Below are 17,419 nucleotides of genomic sequence, written 5' to 3'. Positions count from 1 at the left end.
GTAAGAAGTAATGAGTAAGAAGTAATGAGTAAGAAGTAATGAGTAAGAAGTAATGAGTAAGAAGTAATGAGTAAGAAGTAATGAGTAAGAAGTAAAACTTATTACTTATCACTTATTACTCATTACTTATTTACCTCATCTCCCTCATCTCCCTACTCCCTACTCCCCACTCAAGACTATTTTCGCTTGCTGACTCCACTGTTGTACTAGCTCAATTGCTGGACACAAATCTCGTCGCTGCATTGTTGCTACTTGCAAGCGCATAATTTGTTGATGCAATCTGTGAGTCGGAGTTTGAGCTAATTGTGCCACAGAAGCAATACCCGCATGGAGCAATAAACCACAATATTGTGTCCCTACACTGGGAATACGCGCTAAGTCGGCTAAAGCCATCCATTTATTTACATACTGAAGATGAATCTGTAGTTTATTGGCTAAGGCTAGTCTTGTTTCTAGAGTTTTCCCTTGTTTGACTAGCGCTACCGTGCTAGTAATTCCACAATTTTGCAGTTGGGATTGTTCTTCTTGGCTAAGTCCAGGTAATTGTTCAATTGGCCAGTCACCATATTGGACAGGACTTCTACTATCTTTGTGTTTAGCAGACATATTTTGAAATTAAAATATAAGGCTTCTTTAAATATTGTGACAGTCGTCTCTTCGCAAAAGTACGCTTTTGCGTGCTTAGTATTTGTATCACCTTGCTATCTTAACTCAACCTCTTGCAATGCCAATGCATCGACTTGTTATGCCAATACATCGACTTGTAATGCCAATGCATCGACTTGTAATGCCAATGCATTGACTTGTTATGCCAATACATTGACTTGTTATGCTAATGCATCGACTTGTTATGCCAATGCATTGACTTGTTATGCCAATGCATCGACTTGTTATGCCAATGCATGGGGTTGCAAAAATTAACTAGAGCAATACACCAGATTTCAGGTAAATGAAGTACATATATAAAACCCAAAACCTTGTAGAGACGTAGCACTGCTACGTCTCTACGTGTATTTGATTAGTAACGCACCAGAATCTTCGGGTGGTGCGTTAGCCTACGGCATAACACACCCTACAAAACTAACCCCCCTTTTTTAAGGGGGGAAAGAATCAAAGTCGCCCAATTTATCGGGGGATTAAGGGGGGTAATTCTGGGATACAAAGGGAAAACAGACTTGTGTGTACACCGTAGCTTACTGTAATTCACCTCGCATCACAGTTACTGCTTGTCCACCAAGAAAGACGCGATCGCCTCCGTCATAATATACCTTCACCACCCCACCGCGACTTGATGCTTGATAAGCTAAGAACTGATCTTTTTGCAAGCGATCGCGCCAGAACGCAGCAAGGCAACAATGGGCTGAACCAGTCACCGGATCTTCATCAATACCTACCTCTGGCGCAAAGAAGCGAGAGACAAAATCATAATCTGAATCAGGATTAGTCAAGCTAGTAACTATAACCTTACCAAGTGGTAAGATTTTTAGTAGTTGAAAATTAGGCTGCATTTGCCGCACCAAATCTTCTGATTCCAATTCCACTAAATAAGCTAGTGAATTCTGCAAGGTAAATCTGTATGGTACACCCAAAGCAACTTTGAGTTCTGGAGGTGCAATGATTACTCGTGAGTGATTCACAGGAAAATCTAACTCAATCCACTCACCTTGCAACTTAGCAATCAGCACTCCACTTTTGGTGTAGAAACGCGCAACTTCATCAGGTGACAAATGTCCCTCTGACCAAAGTACATGGGCACTAGCTAAGGTTGCGTGACCACAAAGCGGCACTTCTACCGTGGGTGTAAACCAACGCAGGTTAAAACCATCATCCTGTCTGACTAAAAAAGCCGTTTCAGATAAATTCATCTCTTGGGCTACCTTTTGCATCCAGCCTTCGTCTTGAGAAGTAGGCAAAACACAGACAGCAGCCGGATTACCTGCAAAAGGTGTATTGGTAAAAGCATCAACCTGAGTAATGATTTGTCCCATTCGAGTCACCTTGGAATTTAGACACCAATATATTTATCACAAGTGCGTTAGAGATTTGTGCTATTTTTGAAGGTTTGTAGTAAGGACTGACAACAAATAAATTATCCAATTTTGTCGGGTGGGCAACATGAGCGCCTTTGGCTGTGGGCGGGTGAGACACCCACCCCACAAGAAATAGTTGAGTATTTTTTTATTTGTCAGTCCCTTATTTTCTAAGCACTAAAGTGCTTACTACAAACTTGCTTAATGAGAAGCGCCATATACAGTAACTTAGAGATTAGGAACACAATCTCCAAAAACTAGAGTAAATGTTAAAGCAAAACGGAAACATGAGGATAAAAATCTTCAGAAGCATCTTTGCTGCTGTCAACTTAGCGCTAATTTCTGGAGGATTAGTTAGTTGTGTTGTTGAAGCACCACTGCCAGTTGCCCCAACCCAGCAACCAAAACCAATCGTACAACCTACCCAAGAGCCTAACCAGACAAAGCAGAAAGACAAAAATGACGACGACAAAAAAGATAGCGATCGCAAGGATGATAAAAAAGATGACGATAACGACTAAATAAAGGCAAACCCATCACCTTTATCCTTTTCTTTGAGTTGATATTTATGCTTATCCAACAAACTTCTACTTCCCTCATCGATACTTTACGCCACCGACGGCAACAACTAGCCAACCTCATTGATTTTCCCGCAATTCTGTGGTCAGGTAGCAACAGTCCGCGCAACTTTGCTGCAAATCCCTTTCCGTTTCGTGCTAGCAGTCATTTCCTCTACTTCGCCGGATTGCCTTTATCAAAGGCGGCAATTCGTTTAGAAGCGGGCAAGCTAGAATTATTCATGGACAATCCCTCACCCAGCAGCGCCCTGTGGCATGGAGAAATGCCAACACGTGAGGAAATAGCCCTGCATATTGGGGCGGATGTGGCTCGATCAATGGCAGAGTTAGCGTCTTGGGTAGAAGATGCCGCTACACTTGCTGTACAAGATGCAGCTACTTGGACGCAGCAATCGCAGCTATTAAATAGATGGGTTTTACCACAAAGTCCTCCCCAAGGAATTGACTTGAAGTTAGCAAAAGCGATCGCTTCCTTACGCCTCACCCACGATGAAGCTGCATTAACCGAATTACGAAAAGCTGCGGCACTCACCGTCGAAGCCCACAAAGCGGGTATGGCTGCAACACCTCAAGCCAAACTAGAAGCAGAAGTTCGTGCAGCGATGGAAGGGGTAATTATTGCCCACAATCTGACCACTTCCTACAATAGTATTGTCACCGTTCATGGTGAAGTTTTGCATAACGAGCATTATTACCACCCCCTACAACCAGGTGATTTACTACTTGCCGATGTTGGCGCTGAAACCGAGACGGGTTGGGCAGGTGATGTCACCCGCACCTGGCCAGTTTCGGGTAAATTTTCATCGACCCAGAGAGATATTTATAATGTGGTGTTGGCAGCCCATGATGCTTGCATTGCCAAAATACAGCCTGGTGTAGAGTATGGGGATATTCATCTACTAGCTGCCACGGCGATCGCTGAAGGTTTAGTAGAGTTAGGCATTTTACAAGGAAATTCCCAAGATTTAGTAGAAATGGATGCTCACGCGCTGTTTTTTCCTCATGGTATTGGTCATCTACTGGGTTTAGATGTCCATGATATGGAAGACTTGGGCGATTTAGCAGGGTATGAAGAGGGACGTGAAAGGAGCGATCGCTTTGGCTTAAATTACCTCCGTTTAAATCGTCCCCTGCGTCCAGGAATGCTAGTCACAATTGAGCCTGGTTTTTATCAAGTACCAGCAATTTTAAATGATGCTAATGTGCGTTCAAAATATCAGAGTGTGGTGAATTGGCAGCGTTTAGCTGAATTTGCTGATGTCCGCGGAATCCGCATCGAAGATGATGTTTTAGTTACCGCAGAAGGCAGCGAAGTCTTAACAGCCGCATTGCCGAACGATGCCGATACTATAGAAAATCTAGTCAATGGCTGAGTTGACGCTAAATTTTACCCCACCCTAACCCTCCCCGTATGTATTGGGGAGCCACTGCGTTGCGGGGGTTCCCCCCGTTGTAGCAAGTGGCGTGAGGGAACTAGATTTCTTTTTTCCCCCCTTGCCAAGGGGGGATTAGGGCGTGTTTTCAAAGTCTTAGATCCCCCCAACCCCCCTTAAAAAAGGCTTGCTCAAAATCTCTTAAAGTCCCCCTTTTTTAAGGGGGATTTAGAGGGATCTAAAAAATTAGGAGGCAAAGGAGTAGTTTGAAAACACGCCCTAAGGGGGTAATAAGTTTCATGATTCCCCCAAACCCAGGTGATTTTGTAAGGCTTGGCGCATTACTTCTACAGGCAAAGTTTCCGACTGCAACCAGATTTTTAATGCTGCTACCCCTTGTTGAACTAGCATTTCTAATCCATCGATGGCGATCGCACCTTGTTTTTCAGCTTGCTGGAGAAATTGCGTTGGTTTAGGAATATATATTAAATCGTAAGCGATCGCACCTGTTGGTAAATTTGCCATTTCCTCTAGACTCAAAGGCGACTCATCAACCTTGGGATACATCCCTATCGGAGTTGCATTTACCAGCAGATTTGCTTGAGGAATTAACTTTGGTAGTTCATCCCATGTACCGACTTGCAAATTCTCTTCTATAGGTGAATTACTCCAACTATCGCAAAATGCTTGTAATTTCTGCACATTGCGCCCCAACACATAAATTTTGGCAAAACCTAGTTGATGACAACCTGCAACAACTGCTCTGGCTGCGCCACCATTGCCTAAAATCACTGCTATCTTCTGACTCCAATCTTGTTTATATGTCGTCTGTAAAGGCGCGATAAATCCTTCAATATCTGTATTTGTGCCTACCCATCGGTTATCTTGGCGGCTAACAGTATTCACGGCTCCGATAGTTTGAGCCAAGGGTGTAATTTCTGAAAGTAGGGGGATGATTGCCTGTTTGTGAGGTATTGTCACACTAAAACCGACAATACCAATAGCGGCAAAACCTGCGATCGCCACCTCTAAATTCTGTGGTTCGATGGGAAAAGGTAGATAAATGTAATCTAATCCTAAATTAGCTAACGCAGCATTATGCATCACTGGTGACAACGAATGCTCCACCGGATGTCCAATGACACCTAGTAGTTTAGTTTTGCCTGTAATCAATCTTTCTTTAGTCATTTCTCCCCCATCCCCCTCATCTCCCCACCTAGTCTACAATTATTAGAAGCTACTTAACATTTCTTTAAATCATGCAGGCAACTACAGCCCCCTCTACAACCCCAATTCCTGGTAAATATTGGCAGTGGCGCGGGCACAACGTTTACTACGTGCATGCGGGAGAGAAACAAACGCAACGTCCGCCCTTGCTTTTGGTACATGGATTTGGTGCTTCTACAGACCACTGGCGCAAGAATATCACAGGATTGTGTCCAGATTTTGAAGTATTTGCGATCGACCTTTTGGGATTTGGGCGATCGGCAAAACCCAAATTGCAGTATAGTGGCGACTTGTGGCGCGATCAACTTAACGATTTTATCAAGGAAGTGATTGGTCAAAAAGCAGTATTAGCAGGTAACTCCCTTGGTGGCTACGCTTGCTTGTGTGTTGCAGCACAACGTCCTGATAGCGTGGCTGGTTTAGTGTTGCTCAATAGTGCTGGCCCATTTAGCGAAAGCCAGCCGACATCTGAACCTGAAGCTTTGCAAAGCCAAATTCAGCCACCCAAACAACCCTCTTCTTTACAGAAACTTCTGGGCGACTCAGTTAAGTGGATTTTTCAACAACCTTTAGCTCAGTTTCTCTTATTTCAATACGTGCGACAACGTTGGGTAATTCGCCGAACTTTAGAAAAAGTATATCTTGATAAAAGTGCAGTTACAGACCAATTGGTAGAAGAAATTTCTCGTCCTGCTTTTGATGCAGGTGCATTGGATGTGTTTATTTCAGTTTTTAGCACTCCTCAAGGGGAAAAAGTTGATGTGCTACTAAAGCAATTAACTTGTTCTTTATTGATATTATGGGGAGAAGCTGACCCTTGGATGAATACTAGAGAACGTTCTCCAAAGTTTCGCCAATATTGTCCTCAATTGACAGAACATTTCTTAACAGCAGGTCATTGTCCCCATGATGAAGTACCGGATAAAGTAAACCAACTTTTGCGCGATTGGGTTTTGTCTATTCCCCAGTGATATTATGTCGATAAGTAAGTAGGCAAGAATAAATCAAACTATGTTACGCAATATAAAATTAATTAAATTTTCTCATAATAAGGGCTGAAGTCCTTATTATGAGAGAGCTTATTTAAAAACGTAAGATTTAATTTCTTGCTCGATTTTGTCACTAATAATCTCAGTTCCCATACCGATTTTAGCTATGTTAACCTTGACAAAATTTGTTTTGTCTTCATCTGTAAATTTTTTATTATTATCCGAGTCTTTGATAAGCTAAAAATCTTTTAATTTGCATCTTCCAAAAAATAAATCTCTTGTGGGGTGGGCATCTTGCCCGCCCTAGTTGTGCAAATTAAATGCGCGACAGCTTAATTTTTAGAAAAATTGCATTTTGACTTGGAACAACAACCCAACTGATTATTCGAGTATTATTTGGGGTAATTTGCTGGAGATTCTTACCTGGTAAATGAGTAATGAGTAATGAGTAATGAGTAATGAGTAATGAGTAATGAGTAATGAGTAATGAGTATTAAAATCACAGCCAACCATTTTTCAAGCAACCTCTGAGGTTGAGAAACGATCGTTAACCCAACCTACTATTTTACACCGCTATTTTTTGACCATCGAGACGGTTTTAGCTGGTTTACATAGTCCATATATTGAGCTAATGGCTGATCAATACTAAGGAGCAACTTCGGATTAAAGCGAATATTGTCGTAAATTTTACCATCTTCATCTCTGAGCATATAATAAGCCAAGCGAGTACAGAATAGCAAAAACTGACTTAGCAGATATCCCACAATCCCTTGACGTTTTTCAGTTACATAAATCGGTTGAATTATCGTTCTTTCAGGTGTAATTGGAGTATAAGCATATATCATATACAGTGGTGGAAAAAGCCTAACATCTTTCATCATTGTTAACAAGCCAATGCAACCATGAGCATAACGCATTGAATACTGATATGTGGAACCCAGAATTTTTTGACCTAACTTTTCTCTCCAAGTAGTTTGAGGGAATTGTCCCCGCATTGTAAAGTCTATTTGTGTACCTAATTCGCTTTGATGTAGCGACAAATCCATTTTGATGTCTAAATGATGAATTGTTTTTAAATGTTGAGCATCAATCCCGTTCATCATACAAATATGATGATGACAACTTCTTTCAAATGCAATATCAGCTTGTGCAACAATTTCTTTTCCCTTCAATTCATCAAAATCAGCTACTCCCTCTGGTGCTTTAGCATCTGGATAAATCCAGATAAATCCATACTTTTCCTCTGTTGCATAAGCTTGTAATTTAGCTTGAGTAGGAATTTCTGATTGGCAGGGAATATTTTGACAAAGCCCTGTTTCATCAAATGCCCAATGATGAAATGTACAACGAATCCAATTACCATCAACCTTCCCAATTCCTAAATCTGTCCCCAAATGAGGACAATAAGCATCCAAAGCCCGTAATTGACCATCTTCACCTCTAAAAATGGCAATTTTGTGACCGCATACTTCTACAGATTTTGCTGTTTTTTTAGGGATTTTATGAATAGGACAGGCAATATACCAACCCTTAGCAATCACATCCCAATTATTGAATATTTGCATAATTGTTTGATAGATAATTATTTAATATTTCTTGTCTTTGGCGAATATCATCTCGATATTTAACCGTCAAAATTCTAAATAACATTTTACCCAAACAGTAAGAAGCCCGCCAAGAAAATACAGCATCTTGTAAATCAATATGGCTACGCTCAAATAAAAAATGTCCGGTTAATCCTAATAATTGAGTTAATGGTAAGCCCAAGAACAACCAAAAGTTTTGCAACTTCCAAGTATAAAAGAGTAAACTGTAAAAAAATAATATTCCTAAAATATGTAAAGCAATATTAATTGGATGCTGGTGTTTAAGAATAAAAATATCCCAATAGTCTGTAAAAGGATGATCCAAAATTTTACTATTAATTCGATTTTTTACTTTTTGTTTAGGATTAGAATTGATATGAATCATAATATAGTGTATGAAACATCAATATAAGTTGTACCTTAATAGTCATTATCAGCCACACAAATACCTTTACATTTAATACCGTTTGTAGCAGTACGCTGGCAATGAGGACATAAAACTTTTTCGTTTTCTTTTTCTTGATTTATCTCTATACTAGTGCTTGTCTGTAGCTCGTCTTTTTCGGTCTGAAGTTTTTCACTCATAAGAATGGAGGGATTTTTTGCTGTTTAAATTTTACAAGTTATTTACGAGTGATTATTGGTGAGGCACTATCTAATATAGCAAAGTCATACCTGTCCTGAATAAAGCGATCGCTCCACCCATCGTAGGTATTACTCTCATAAAAATAGTGCGTTATGTTTCGTTAACGTAGCGGAAGAGCGATCGCACTCAACTACCTAGCTGTAACCAACCCTTGATAGCCGCTTTGACAACTTTAAGATACTTATTCTCTAAGATAAACTCGTCAATTGCTGTTTCACCACTTGCTTGGAGCGCACCAGCGACACGACGCTTGAAACTTGGAGTAGTTTCATCGTTAACATAAGCCACTTTTTCTAGCTCAGTTGCAGTCGGATTCGTTTGCTCTAACTGCTTTAACAGTTGCTGAATCTCCTCGGCTGCTTTTGCAAGAGTCTTCTTCGGTTCGGATAAATGGATATGCTGATTTGCTTGCTGTCGTGCGTTACCGGAAACTTGGTTTGCAAAATTGCCCACGTTTGCTCCACAAAGGTCATTTTTGAAGGATTCTGAGCTTGATTGACTTTCGGATGAAGAATTTTGCATTTGTGACTGCTCTATATTATTAATAATCTGAATGAAACCACTATAATCTTGTTTAGCAGCAGTCTGTTTCTCTTCTTGAAAGAAAACTATTCCTTCGCCTGTGATTCCATCTTCTTCTAGCTTTAAAGCCCATTCCAGAATCACATCTCTAACAGACTCCACAATCCTTTTTAAACTTGCATTGCTGATGCTAATTTTTACCGAAGTATCCACAAGAGAAGCCAAAAATGATTCTACTGTGGGCGGCAGTTGGAAATTTAATTTATTATCTGCATCATTAGTCAAAGTAGATAGTTCACTAATTGATTGCCTAATAGAGCAATTACAAACGGTTTCAAAAAAATTTAAAATATTCTGGTCATCCGTGACTATTTGATGCCACCCATGATAGGGATTCCATGCTCTTAGTTCACCTCTTACAACTCGATATTCAGGTATTGGATGCCCTTTATACCCATTGAGTTCCAACTCGATCCATTCTTGAAATTGCCTGATCTTTCGCTTTCTAGCAACTACATAAGCCTTACGGAGAAGAATTAGGACAGAAATAGAAGGGTTGAGGGCATCTCTTTGTAGTTCTAGAACTATTGAATTCACAAGTATTTCACCTTATCTCAAGTATTGGGATCAAGTAAAGCTATATCCGTTTAGTGCGAAGAGTCCGATCGCTGTAAGCATCGTTCTACAGATAAAGTTCCCTTTCATAGGTATATTATATCAATATATCAGATATGATATAAATACAGTATGGGAGATCAAAGTAAGCCTTTAGTTTGGCTGCATGGTGAAGTTAAAACCCCACCTTTCAGTCAAGAAGCACGCATAGAAGCGGGTGTTCTGCTCAGACAATTACAGGAAGGTGAATCCCTTGGGTTGCCACATTCACGCCCTATGCCAAGTATAGGAATTCACTGTCATGAATTACGTATTCGAGATACAAATAAAAACTGGAGAATCATTTATCGAATTGATGACGATGCAATCTTGATTGTTGAAGTCTTTAATAAAACAACGAGAACAACATCTAAGAAAGTAATTGAGGTTTGCAAAAAGCGTCTGAGCAAATATGATAACGATCAACAGGAGTAATGCGATGGATCAAGCGAAGAAAGAACGTTTGGAATCTAAAGGTTGGAAAATTGGCACAGTTTCAGATTTTTTGGAGTTAACACCCGAAGAAACTATCCTTGTTGAAATTAAGCTAGCTCTCAGCCAAAACTTGAAGGAGCGCCGACAAAAACTGATGACTCAAAGTGAACTCGCTACTAAGATTAGTTCCAGCCAACCTCGGATTGCTAAAGCTGAAAATGGCGATGCTTCAGTATCAATTGAATTGTTGATCCGGGCAATGTTAGCAACAGGTGCAACCCCTCAAGATATTGGACAGGTGATTGCTGGTGTGGGGTAAAAGCAATTCAATGCTCCCCTCTCAAGCCTCTGCGTGAGATAATTCAACAAGGAAACAAAACTGTTCCCAACTTTTCACGCCCCAGGCGATCGCTAATCTTCCCCCCACAAACAACCCGAACCCCATTAATATAGACAGCTTGCACAATCTCATCCGAACCACGCTTAACCATCCGAGGTTCACCATCTAAAACTGGATCTGATATCTGCACCTGCGGGCTAATTGGCTGATTTAAAGCATTAGGATCGAGTAAAACTATATCCGCTTTCGCCCCAACTTTGAGAACTCCCGTATCCAGACGAAACCAACCAGCAGGTTCTCCGGTAACGCGGCAAATCGCAGCTTCAGGTGAAAGAAACTTAGTTGTAACTGCTTGTTTGAGCAAAGACAAAGCTCCATCATAGTAGCCCAGATTACGGACGTGAGCGCCAGCATCGGTAAAACCAGGCAAAATATGCGGATGCTGCATCATCGCTAAACGGGGTTTTAGGCGATCGTTCGCTCCTGTCGCCACCCAGCGTAAATCTGTATCGTATTTTTGTAATGCGTGGATAAATAAATCTACTGGCTCTTGTTGCTTTTGACGAGCAATTTCTGCAAAACTTAACCCTTGCCAACTTGCTTCGGGACAGTGAATAACTTCCATCAAATCTAACTGCCGATGGAATGATTTACGCCGTTTACTAAGCCATTCTTGGCGAAATTGACGACGAAAAACTTCCGATGCCCATAGTTGTTGCCTTTCTTCTCGTGACTGACAGCCGTTGAGTTGTGCGCCTGTGGAGAATTCTTCAAATAAGGGAGTCACAGATCCATCAGAGTAAATGGTGAAGGGTTCCGTTAGGGTTTGAAAGCGCACATTACCATTTAGAAGCCGATTCCAAATAAAAAGTAGAGGGGAAAATATTCGCCATAGGTTGCGATCGTGTACGGCATCTAAGGCTGAGAGGACTGTTAGCCGCAGTGGTTTTTGTCCAATCCCTGAACCCATCCGCAGAATCTCTACAAAGGAAGCGAGTCGTTGTAAATTGGGTGTGACTTGAAAAACGCCTTGGCTACGCCGACATAAATCCGCTAACATTGCATATTCTTTAAATTTCGCGTGTTGAGAGGGAATTGTGCAGCCTTGCCATTGCCCACTCATCCGATGCCAGGGAAACATATCAATAGAAATACCAATAAAGCCAGCATCTATTGCATCTCTGGCTATGCGCTGCATAAGATTTAGTTCAAATTTTGTCGGTTGAACGGTTAAGCTGCGTTCTAACCCCATCACATGAGCGCGTAAAGCACTGTGTCCAAACATTGGGGCAACATTGGGGCCAAGGGGTAACTGTTGCAAATGCTGTAAATATTCTGCTGGTGTCTGCCAGAAAACCGACTTTTCTAGCCATTTTGCAATCAGCCGATGGGAAAGCGTCTCTACCCTCTGAAAAATATCAGCCAGGATTTGGGGATCTGCGATCGCAACAGACAAGCTACAGTTACCAATGACTACGCTAGTAACACCATGACGCACTGATTCACTCAACCCTGGTGCAATTTCTAACTCTAAATCGTAATGAGTATGAATATCTATAAATCCAGGTGTCACCCATAACCCTGAGGCATCAACCACTTCACGCGCTGGGGTAGTTAAGGAGGGTGCAAGGGTGACAATGCGGCCATTTTGAATGCCAATATCTCCGCGCACAGGTGGAGAGCCTAAGCCATCAAAAATTAACCCGTTTTGAATCAGTAAGTCTAGCATGATTGTTTGTTGCCCTTGTTTGCTCTACTGTCCACTTAAACGTCGAAGCTGATCTCGAAAATAGCAGAAACTTGGTGATTGATTATTGTCAATGTCCATAAGGGGAGATATCCTTTCAGCCCAAGTTGCTTTCTCTTTACCAATTATCTGATAAGCAAGTTTAGATAACTTTTGGCAACCACCGGAATATAGTGCGTCAGCTAACTTCTCCCATGTGCCACAAATCTCATCGTTGGTGTATGAATTTAGGACTGCTTGTTTTGCATTCGGATAAGCTGCCTTCACTGCTGCTAAATCACCCAAGTACCATGCTTCTCCTTCCTCAATAGCAATACAAAATTGTGTCTTTGGCTTAGGATCACAAGAATTTACGAGTTCAAGTAGTTCTTTGCGAAAAGCACTCAGGCATCGGTCATCAAGATCGCAAATGATTATGAGGACAGCAGGGAAATAAGATAATGTTTTACCATAGCCTTGAATAAGTGGCGGCAATTGATCGAGCAAAATTCGTTTGTTGGCATCAGAAGTAGATTTTAAACCTTGAGGAATACGCCCTATTCCTTTGTAATGATGGATATTAAATGTGTGTTGTTCGGTGTTAATAATTTTTGGGACAAGAATCTCAAGAGCAATTTTACCGGAAATATCCTCAACGAGTATCTCAAAGTGCATATACTCAACTTGCATCCAAATAGTCACTGTACCAAAGTCCGCCAAGAGGTAAACCTTCAGAAACAAGGTTATTGATCAGAGGATCTTCACTAGCTCGCTTAATTTTAGCAAATCCATCCTCACCCTTTTCCAAGACCCAAACCTCATCAGGTTCAAGGGCATCTACAAAATATGGCTGATGTGTTGTTACAAATATTTGCGATCCACCTTTCTGACCTGTAGCGTGTTCTCGAAATTCTCGTGCTAGGGTTTCTAAAAGTTTATGGTAAAGTCCATTTTCTGGTTCTTCAATACACAAAAATGGTGGTGGCGAGGGATCTTCTAACAAGAGGAGATAAGCGAATACCTTAAGTGTTCCATCTGACATTTGTTGAGCGTAAAATGGGTCTTGAAAACCCTTGTCGTTGAAACGCAATAGGAGTCTTCCGTCTGGACTTCTTTCGGTACTAATCTTGTTGACACCTGGAATTTTGCTAGATATCTTTTCAAGTATGGATTGAAACTTTTTAGGATGTTCTCTCTCCATAAACTGAACTACATTGCCCAGATTATCGCCATGAATATTCAAATGCTTTTGTGGCCCAGCCAGAGGCAAGCTTCGTGCAGCATCTGGAGTAAAATAGCTTAAATACCATCCTTCAATAAATCTCCGAAATACAGAAATCCTTGGGTGTTGTTTGAGTGAACCCAAAGTTGCAATTCCCAGTTTTTGCTTATCGTCAAGTTCAACTACCTCAGTTTCCTTACTTTCCTCTTCCCCTTCACCGCTCTGTATTTTTTCTATTAATTTCGACAAATCAAAATCACCTTTTTCTTCCTCAACTTGTTTGCCTTCTTGTTCACCTTTCCATGCAATTCCTCTACCTTCATTGAGAATTAGAAAAGAAAAAGGTTGTCCCTTGCTTTGTCCTTTTCTTCGTTGTCTGAGTCTTTCCCTCTTTACATAAGGTCTTCCAGACGAGTCAATATCTATTGCCAACTCATAGGTAATTGGTCGGGCATTATGATCCTCTTTATAATAGATATCAAACTTAATACTTCCCTCTTGTCCTTGGGAACGAATTCTCTCAAAGCCCCCACGTCCACGAGAATCGCACGCTTCTTCTACTCCATTTTTCAAGCAGTCTGCAAGAAAGCCAAAAGTGTCGAAAATGGTACTTTTTCCCACACCATTCTTACCGATTACGGCTGTCATTGGCGTTAATGGCTTGACATTCTGTGTGTTCCACAACTTTCCCAAAGTTATATCGTGAAGAACTCTGTAATTTCTTACCCTAAAGCCTTCTACTTTAGACATTTAAGCCCCTCTGCTCAACTAAAAATAATCCTACCAGTTGCTCCAATTATCTGACAATTCGGCAACTTTAACATTATGGTTCATTTTCTTTATGCCGTTCCACCATGATGCTCAGTTTTCACCCAGCGCGTAGTTTACCAACCTAGGCATCGCTAATTATTCCAATTTCCTCCGTTAAACTTATGCAACACCATATCCTGTATATTGCCTGACATTTTGCGGGTGAAATCCTAAGACAATTTTATCTTTAGGAATTCCAGCAGCTTCTAATTCGTAGGTAACACCATCTTCTGTATCATCCCGTTGTACCCAGATTTTGCCATCGATAATGTCAATATGAACTAAGCAACCATGAATTCTTTTAGCACCATCCCAACCAAGAGTTATCAGCAAATAGCTGTCATTTTCGCTATCAAAGACTGTTTTACACTCAATAACGGCGTAAGAATAAGGAATTTGTGTATAAGGTACTAAAACCTCTTTGATGATGCGTCGATAGTTATCTAAGGTATCCATTGGATAATCTTCTCAGTTTCAGGATTGAAAACAAGTAAATTTAGATTTTCACTTTCTATTAAAAGTGTACCAATTGGCTCTTCAAATAAAGCTGTGAATACGTTGTCACGCACTGCTAGGTATAATATTCTATCAGGTTCTAGGCGACTGATAACAGCACGATACAGAATAAATCCGCCGATGGCATTTTTGAGGTCTGCCATTTCTGAAGGACTGACAAAACTTTTAATTTCTACGGCTATTTTTTTAGTTCCTTGTTCTGCGGCTAAAAGTTTTTTTGCTCCTAAATCTACATACATATCTTTTTGACCCCATTTTAAATGTAGGGGGTCATCTGTAATTATCCAACCTTCTTGAATTAAGGAATTTGGCTCTTCAGTACTTAGTATGCTAAATTAATCTGTTAAAAAACTGAAGCCATTGCTGCACAACAAAAACAGGCATTGTTTTTAACATTTTAGTCCATTCTTGGGACTTAAGAGTTCTAAACTTGATTTTAAAGTCTAGTTTTGATGTTTAACTAATAATTTGGCATAACAGGTACTGAAGAACCAGGAATTTTTAACAGCATTGTGATAGATATCTTTTGCAGGCATATTAAATGTTATTTTATTTTTTGCCAGAATCACTGTCAGAATTTCCACCATGATGCTCAGTTTTCACCCAGCGCGATCGCTCCCTTTGCACACACATCTTTAAAGTCGTCACAATCATCACAGGAATCCAATGCACCATGTATAATGACCCTTGAATTGTTGCCCAAAGCAAAGACCACCCTCGTAAACTTTGAAATTGGTAAAGTCCAGCAATAAAGGCAATTGTCAAAATGATGCTTAGGAGTGTCTGGAGTGGTAACAAAACTGGATGATGGCTATAAAATATTGTCCAAAGTAAATCGGGGATTAGTCCAATTGGCAGAAGAAATTGCAATAGAAAAAACAAGAGTAAATCAATTTCTTTCGCCCAACCTAAAGTCAGAATTTGAGGGAAGTAATCGAGGTAACGCTGATAGCCACCTTCAGCCCAACGACGGCGTTGATTCCAAAGTTTCTCCCAATTAGTTACACCTTCTTCCTGAATTGATGGAACTGTGACAAACTCAATTTCTGCACCTGCTAAATAGAGTTTGAAGCAAAGATCCAAATCATCGGTGACAGTGTTCTCATTCCAACCTTGACACTTTTCTAACAATTCCCGCCTAACTAACATCCCATTACCCCGCAGTTCAGACATTCCACCAATAGCAATGCGATGGGTTTGCAGAAAACTATCACAGTTCATTTCCATCTGCTGGCAACGGGTTAAGAAATTGGTATTAGCATTAGAAATCGCTTTTCGCACTTGCACTGCACCGATAGCTTGCTTCTGAAATAGAGGTACTGTTTGCCGGAGAAAATTGGCTCTTAATTGAGCATCTGCATCGCAGACTAAGATAATTTCCCCTTGAGTAAAGGGAAACACCGCATTCAGTGCCCCTGATTTACCACCTTTTGATTCCCGTCGATGAACTTGTAAAGCGGGAAATTGAGTTTGTAATTCCCTCAATATCTGGGGGGTTTCATCGGTACTACCATCATCAACAACCCAGATATCTAGGGAATCCCTTGGATAATTCAATTGGCATAGGCTGTAAACTAGATCAGCCAAGACTAGACTTTCATTTTTAGCGGGAACTAAAATCGACACTGGCGGTAAATAAATCTCACTCTCCATCACCGCCGCCCCTGGTTTTGCTAACAGCATCCGTAACGTTTGCACAGTCAGGATTGCCGTTAATCCCAGCATCAACCATTGTGTTGCTGGTAGCCAGTGCAGCAAACTCACGCCACCCCAAACTAATAAAACTACTAGTGTGGCTTTGAGACGGTGATGAAAGCTAATTTTACTGGGCTGATAAGTGCTTTTTCCCACTTTATTTGCTGTATCCTTGCGGTTCGTTGCTTAGTCCTGCGACGTAATAGTAGCATCGTCACCCCTCCCAGAACGAAACCGCCCACCCCGGCTGCAACTGCTAGAATTCGCCCCAATTGTTGAGCAGCATTCAACACTGGGTTATTCAGCAGATTCGAGGATAAATGTAGCGATTGCGTCCATTTCTCTTGGAATTTTTGCAGCACTGCTGTCCATCGCAACACCATATCAGCCGTTTTGCCATCTTTGAAAAAGAAAGATGCGTAGGCGTAGCCCGTCGTAGACATCGCTTCTCCAGAGGCAACATCGATCTCTGGAGTGAGAAATGTTCTGACAGTATCTCCTTTTAGTTGCATTTTGATATCTTTAATGGAACTGGAAAACTGCTGATTCCAGTACTTTTCAAACTCAGGGACTTGATGAAAAATCTGGTTATCAACTGTTGTGATTGTGAAGTTGGGGTGCAAGTAAGGCTGTATTTTAGCAAAATCGCGGGTGTTTAGGGCTTGCAGGGCAATATCCCGCGTGCGAATAATTGCATTTATGTCTTGTGGGTTAACATCTGCCAGAGCCGATTGGGGTAGATTCCAAATTACCAACACTAACAAAAAACTCCAAAGTAAGTAGGTAGGCACAATTAAACCGAACTACGTAAACTTATGTAAAGCACCAGAAACGCTTTGAATGTAAGCTTTTAAGCGATTTACATTTCTTAATCTAGTTGTGTTTTTTAGCGCCCACCTACTTATCTGTCAGGTTATGCTCACCGTTAAAACTCTTTTTTGAGTGCGGTTAGACGCTTATTCATCCGATTACCGGAATTAATGGGTTTAAAGCCCCATCGTTCTAGGACGGCTTTTCTTGTAACGTGCGGATGAACTCTCGAATCAAGTCAGTTTTAGTTCGTTAAAATT

19 protein-coding genes are annotated in these 17,419 nt (G+C 40.9%); 5 read left to right on the top strand and 14 right to left on the bottom strand.

Annotated features, from left to right (window positions below; genetic code table 11):
* Positions 1 to 159: 159 nt before the first annotated feature.
* Positions 160 to 606: a DUF4332 domain-containing protein gene (locus V7K50_RS22460; RefSeq protein WP_334963888.1), complete on the bottom strand. Its 447-nt coding sequence runs from the start codon at positions 604 to 606 to the stop codon at positions 160 to 162.
* A gap of 587 nt (positions 607 to 1,193) precedes the next feature.
* Positions 1,194 to 1,988: a PhzF family phenazine biosynthesis protein gene (locus V7K50_RS22455; protein ID WP_334963886.1), complete on the bottom strand. Its 795-nt coding sequence runs from the start codon at positions 1,986 to 1,988 to the stop codon at positions 1,194 to 1,196.
* A 329-nt stretch (positions 1,989 to 2,317) separates the two neighbouring features.
* Here V7K50_RS22455 and V7K50_RS22450 point away from each other — a divergent pair, with 329 nt between their 5' ends.
* Positions 2,318 to 2,551 carry a hypothetical protein gene (locus V7K50_RS22450; protein ID WP_334963884.1) on the top strand — a complete coding sequence of 78 codons (234 nt, stop codon included), beginning with the start codon at positions 2,318 to 2,320 and terminating at the stop codon, positions 2,549 to 2,551.
* Positions 2,552 to 2,598: 47 nt separating this feature from the next.
* The gene (locus tag V7K50_RS22445) at positions 2,599 to 3,981 is read left to right on the top strand and encodes an aminopeptidase P family protein (RefSeq protein WP_334963882.1); all 1,383 of its coding nucleotides are present in this window, start codon (positions 2,599 to 2,601) and stop codon (positions 3,979 to 3,981) included.
* A gap of 297 nt (positions 3,982 to 4,278) precedes the next feature.
* On the opposite strand, the gene V7K50_RS22440 is transcribed toward V7K50_RS22445, so the two are convergent.
* Complete coding sequence (locus V7K50_RS22440; RefSeq protein ID WP_334963880.1) at positions 4,279 to 5,169, bottom strand: shikimate dehydrogenase; 891 nt, start codon at positions 5,167 to 5,169, stop codon at positions 4,279 to 4,281.
* A 71-nt stretch (positions 5,170 to 5,240) separates the two neighbouring features.
* On the opposite strand from V7K50_RS22440, the gene V7K50_RS22435 reads away from it, so the two are divergent.
* The gene (locus V7K50_RS22435) at positions 5,241 to 6,179 is read left to right on the top strand and encodes an alpha/beta fold hydrolase (protein ID WP_334963878.1); all 939 of its coding nucleotides are present in this window, start codon (positions 5,241 to 5,243) and stop codon (positions 6,177 to 6,179) included.
* 578 nt (positions 6,180 to 6,757) lie between these two features.
* Here the strand turns inward: V7K50_RS22435 and V7K50_RS22430 are convergent.
* The 4 genes from V7K50_RS22430 to V7K50_RS22415 all read right to left on the bottom strand — a co-directional run bounded on the left by V7K50_RS22430 (position 6,758) and on the right by V7K50_RS22415 (position 9,548).
* Entirely contained in the window at positions 6,758 to 7,762 is a 1,005-nt protein-coding gene (locus tag V7K50_RS22430) for an aromatic ring-hydroxylating dioxygenase subunit alpha (protein ID WP_334963876.1), read from the bottom strand.
* Positions 7,746 to 8,168 (bottom strand): Mpo1-like protein, encoded by a 423-nt coding sequence (locus tag V7K50_RS22425; protein ID WP_334963874.1) that lies wholly within the window; start codon positions 8,166 to 8,168, stop codon positions 7,746 to 7,748. Before V7K50_RS22425 ends, V7K50_RS22430 begins: the two co-directional genes overlap by 17 nt.
* A gap of 35 nt (positions 8,169 to 8,203) precedes the next feature.
* Complete coding sequence (locus V7K50_RS22420) at positions 8,204 to 8,368, bottom strand: hypothetical protein (protein ID WP_334963872.1); 165 nt, start codon at positions 8,366 to 8,368, stop codon at positions 8,204 to 8,206.
* Between the two features lie 187 nt (positions 8,369 to 8,555).
* Entirely contained in the window at positions 8,556 to 9,548 is a 993-nt protein-coding gene (locus V7K50_RS22415; protein ID WP_334963870.1) for an AbiTii domain-containing protein, read from the bottom strand.
* Positions 9,549 to 9,698: 150 nt separating this feature from the next.
* Between V7K50_RS22415 and V7K50_RS22410 the strand changes: the two genes are divergently transcribed.
* Positions 9,699 to 10,040 (top strand): type II toxin-antitoxin system RelE/ParE family toxin, encoded by a 342-nt coding sequence (locus tag V7K50_RS22410; RefSeq protein WP_334963868.1) that lies wholly within the window; start codon positions 9,699 to 9,701, stop codon positions 10,038 to 10,040.
* A 4-nt stretch (positions 10,041 to 10,044) separates the two neighbouring features.
* Positions 10,045 to 10,359, top strand: a complete 315-nt coding sequence (locus V7K50_RS22405) for a helix-turn-helix domain-containing protein (RefSeq protein ID WP_334963866.1) — start codon at positions 10,045 to 10,047, stop codon at positions 10,357 to 10,359.
* 43 nt (positions 10,360 to 10,402) lie between these two features.
* Here V7K50_RS22405 and V7K50_RS22400 read toward each other — a convergent pair whose 3' ends face one another.
* The 7 genes from V7K50_RS22400 to V7K50_RS22370 all read right to left on the bottom strand — a co-directional run bounded on the left by V7K50_RS22400 (position 10,403) and on the right by V7K50_RS22370 (position 17,140).
* Positions 10,403 to 12,109, bottom strand: a complete 1,707-nt coding sequence (locus tag V7K50_RS22400) for an N-acyl-D-amino-acid deacylase family protein (protein WP_334963864.1) — start codon at positions 12,107 to 12,109, stop codon at positions 10,403 to 10,405.
* Between the two features lie 24 nt (positions 12,110 to 12,133).
* Positions 12,134 to 12,808, bottom strand: a complete 675-nt coding sequence (locus V7K50_RS22395; RefSeq protein WP_334963862.1) for a hypothetical protein — start codon at positions 12,806 to 12,808, stop codon at positions 12,134 to 12,136.
* On the bottom strand, positions 12,786 to 14,078 hold the full coding sequence (locus V7K50_RS22390; protein WP_334963860.1) for an AAA family ATPase: 1,293 nt from the start codon (positions 14,076 to 14,078) through the stop codon (positions 12,786 to 12,788). The genes V7K50_RS22395 and V7K50_RS22390 overlap by 23 nt, the downstream gene beginning before the upstream one ends.
* Before the next feature lie 180 nt (positions 14,079 to 14,258).
* Entirely contained in the window at positions 14,259 to 14,594 is a 336-nt protein-coding gene (locus tag V7K50_RS22385) for a XisI protein (protein ID WP_334963858.1), read from the bottom strand.
* Entirely contained in the window at positions 14,582 to 14,953 is a 372-nt protein-coding gene (locus V7K50_RS22380) for an element excision factor XisH family protein (protein ID WP_334963890.1), read from the bottom strand. Before V7K50_RS22380 ends, V7K50_RS22385 begins: the two co-directional genes overlap by 13 nt.
* A gap of 250 nt (positions 14,954 to 15,203) precedes the next feature.
* On the bottom strand, positions 15,204 to 16,505 hold the full coding sequence (locus tag V7K50_RS22375; RefSeq protein WP_334963856.1) for a glycosyltransferase: 1,302 nt from the start codon (positions 16,503 to 16,505) through the stop codon (positions 15,204 to 15,206).
* Entirely contained in the window at positions 16,442 to 17,140 is a 699-nt protein-coding gene (locus tag V7K50_RS22370; RefSeq protein WP_334963854.1) for a nuclear transport factor 2 family protein, read from the bottom strand. Before V7K50_RS22370 ends, V7K50_RS22375 begins: the two co-directional genes overlap by 64 nt.
* Positions 17,141 to 17,419: the final 279 nt, after the last annotated feature.

This window comes from Nostoc sp. (genome assembly GCF_036917135.1).
Taxonomy (GTDB): domain Bacteria; phylum Cyanobacteriota; class Cyanobacteriia; order Cyanobacteriales; family Nostocaceae; genus Nostoc.
The sequence above is the reverse complement of the archived record's forward strand: the minus strand, read 5'-3'. Positions and strand labels throughout refer to the sequence as shown.

What these genes read in the sequence shown, in the direction of transcription:
- V7K50_RS22420 (WP_334963872.1), bottom strand. Translation starts at nt 8,368, where the DNA reads ATGAGTGAAAAACTTCAGACCGAAAAAGACGAGCTACAGACAAGCACT.
- V7K50_RS22425 (WP_334963874.1), bottom strand. Translation starts at nt 8,168, where the DNA reads ATGATTCATATCAATTCTAATCCTAAACAAAAAGTAAAAAATCGAATT.
- V7K50_RS22405 (WP_334963866.1), top strand. Translation starts at nt 10,045, where the DNA reads ATGGATCAAGCGAAGAAAGAACGTTTGGAATCTAAAGGTTGGAAAATT.
- V7K50_RS22430 (WP_334963876.1), bottom strand. Translation starts at nt 7,762, where the DNA reads ATGCAAATATTCAATAATTGGGATGTGATTGCTAAGGGTTGGTATATT.
- V7K50_RS22385 (WP_334963858.1), bottom strand. Translation starts at nt 14,594, where the DNA reads ATGGATACCTTAGATAACTATCGACGCATCATCAAAGAGGTTTTAGTA.
- V7K50_RS22400 (WP_334963864.1), bottom strand. Translation starts at nt 12,109, where the DNA reads ATGCTAGACTTACTGATTCAAAACGGGTTAATTTTTGATGGCTTAGGC.
- V7K50_RS22445 (WP_334963882.1), top strand. Translation starts at nt 2,599, where the DNA reads ATGCTTATCCAACAAACTTCTACTTCCCTCATCGATACTTTACGCCAC.
- V7K50_RS22435 (WP_334963878.1), top strand. Translation starts at nt 5,241, where the DNA reads ATGCAGGCAACTACAGCCCCCTCTACAACCCCAATTCCTGGTAAATAT.
- V7K50_RS22390 (WP_334963860.1), bottom strand. Translation starts at nt 14,078, where the DNA reads ATGTCTAAAGTAGAAGGCTTTAGGGTAAGAAATTACAGAGTTCTTCAC.
- V7K50_RS22455 (WP_334963886.1), bottom strand. Translation starts at nt 1,988, where the DNA reads ATGGGACAAATCATTACTCAGGTTGATGCTTTTACCAATACACCTTTT.
- V7K50_RS22410 (WP_334963868.1), top strand. Translation starts at nt 9,699, where the DNA reads ATGGGAGATCAAAGTAAGCCTTTAGTTTGGCTGCATGGTGAAGTTAAA.
- V7K50_RS22460 (WP_334963888.1), bottom strand. Translation starts at nt 606, where the DNA reads ATGTCTGCTAAACACAAAGATAGTAGAAGTCCTGTCCAATATGGTGAC.
- V7K50_RS22450 (WP_334963884.1), top strand. Translation starts at nt 2,318, where the DNA reads ATGAGGATAAAAATCTTCAGAAGCATCTTTGCTGCTGTCAACTTAGCG.
- V7K50_RS22440 (WP_334963880.1), bottom strand. Translation starts at nt 5,169, where the DNA reads ATGACTAAAGAAAGATTGATTACAGGCAAAACTAAACTACTAGGTGTC.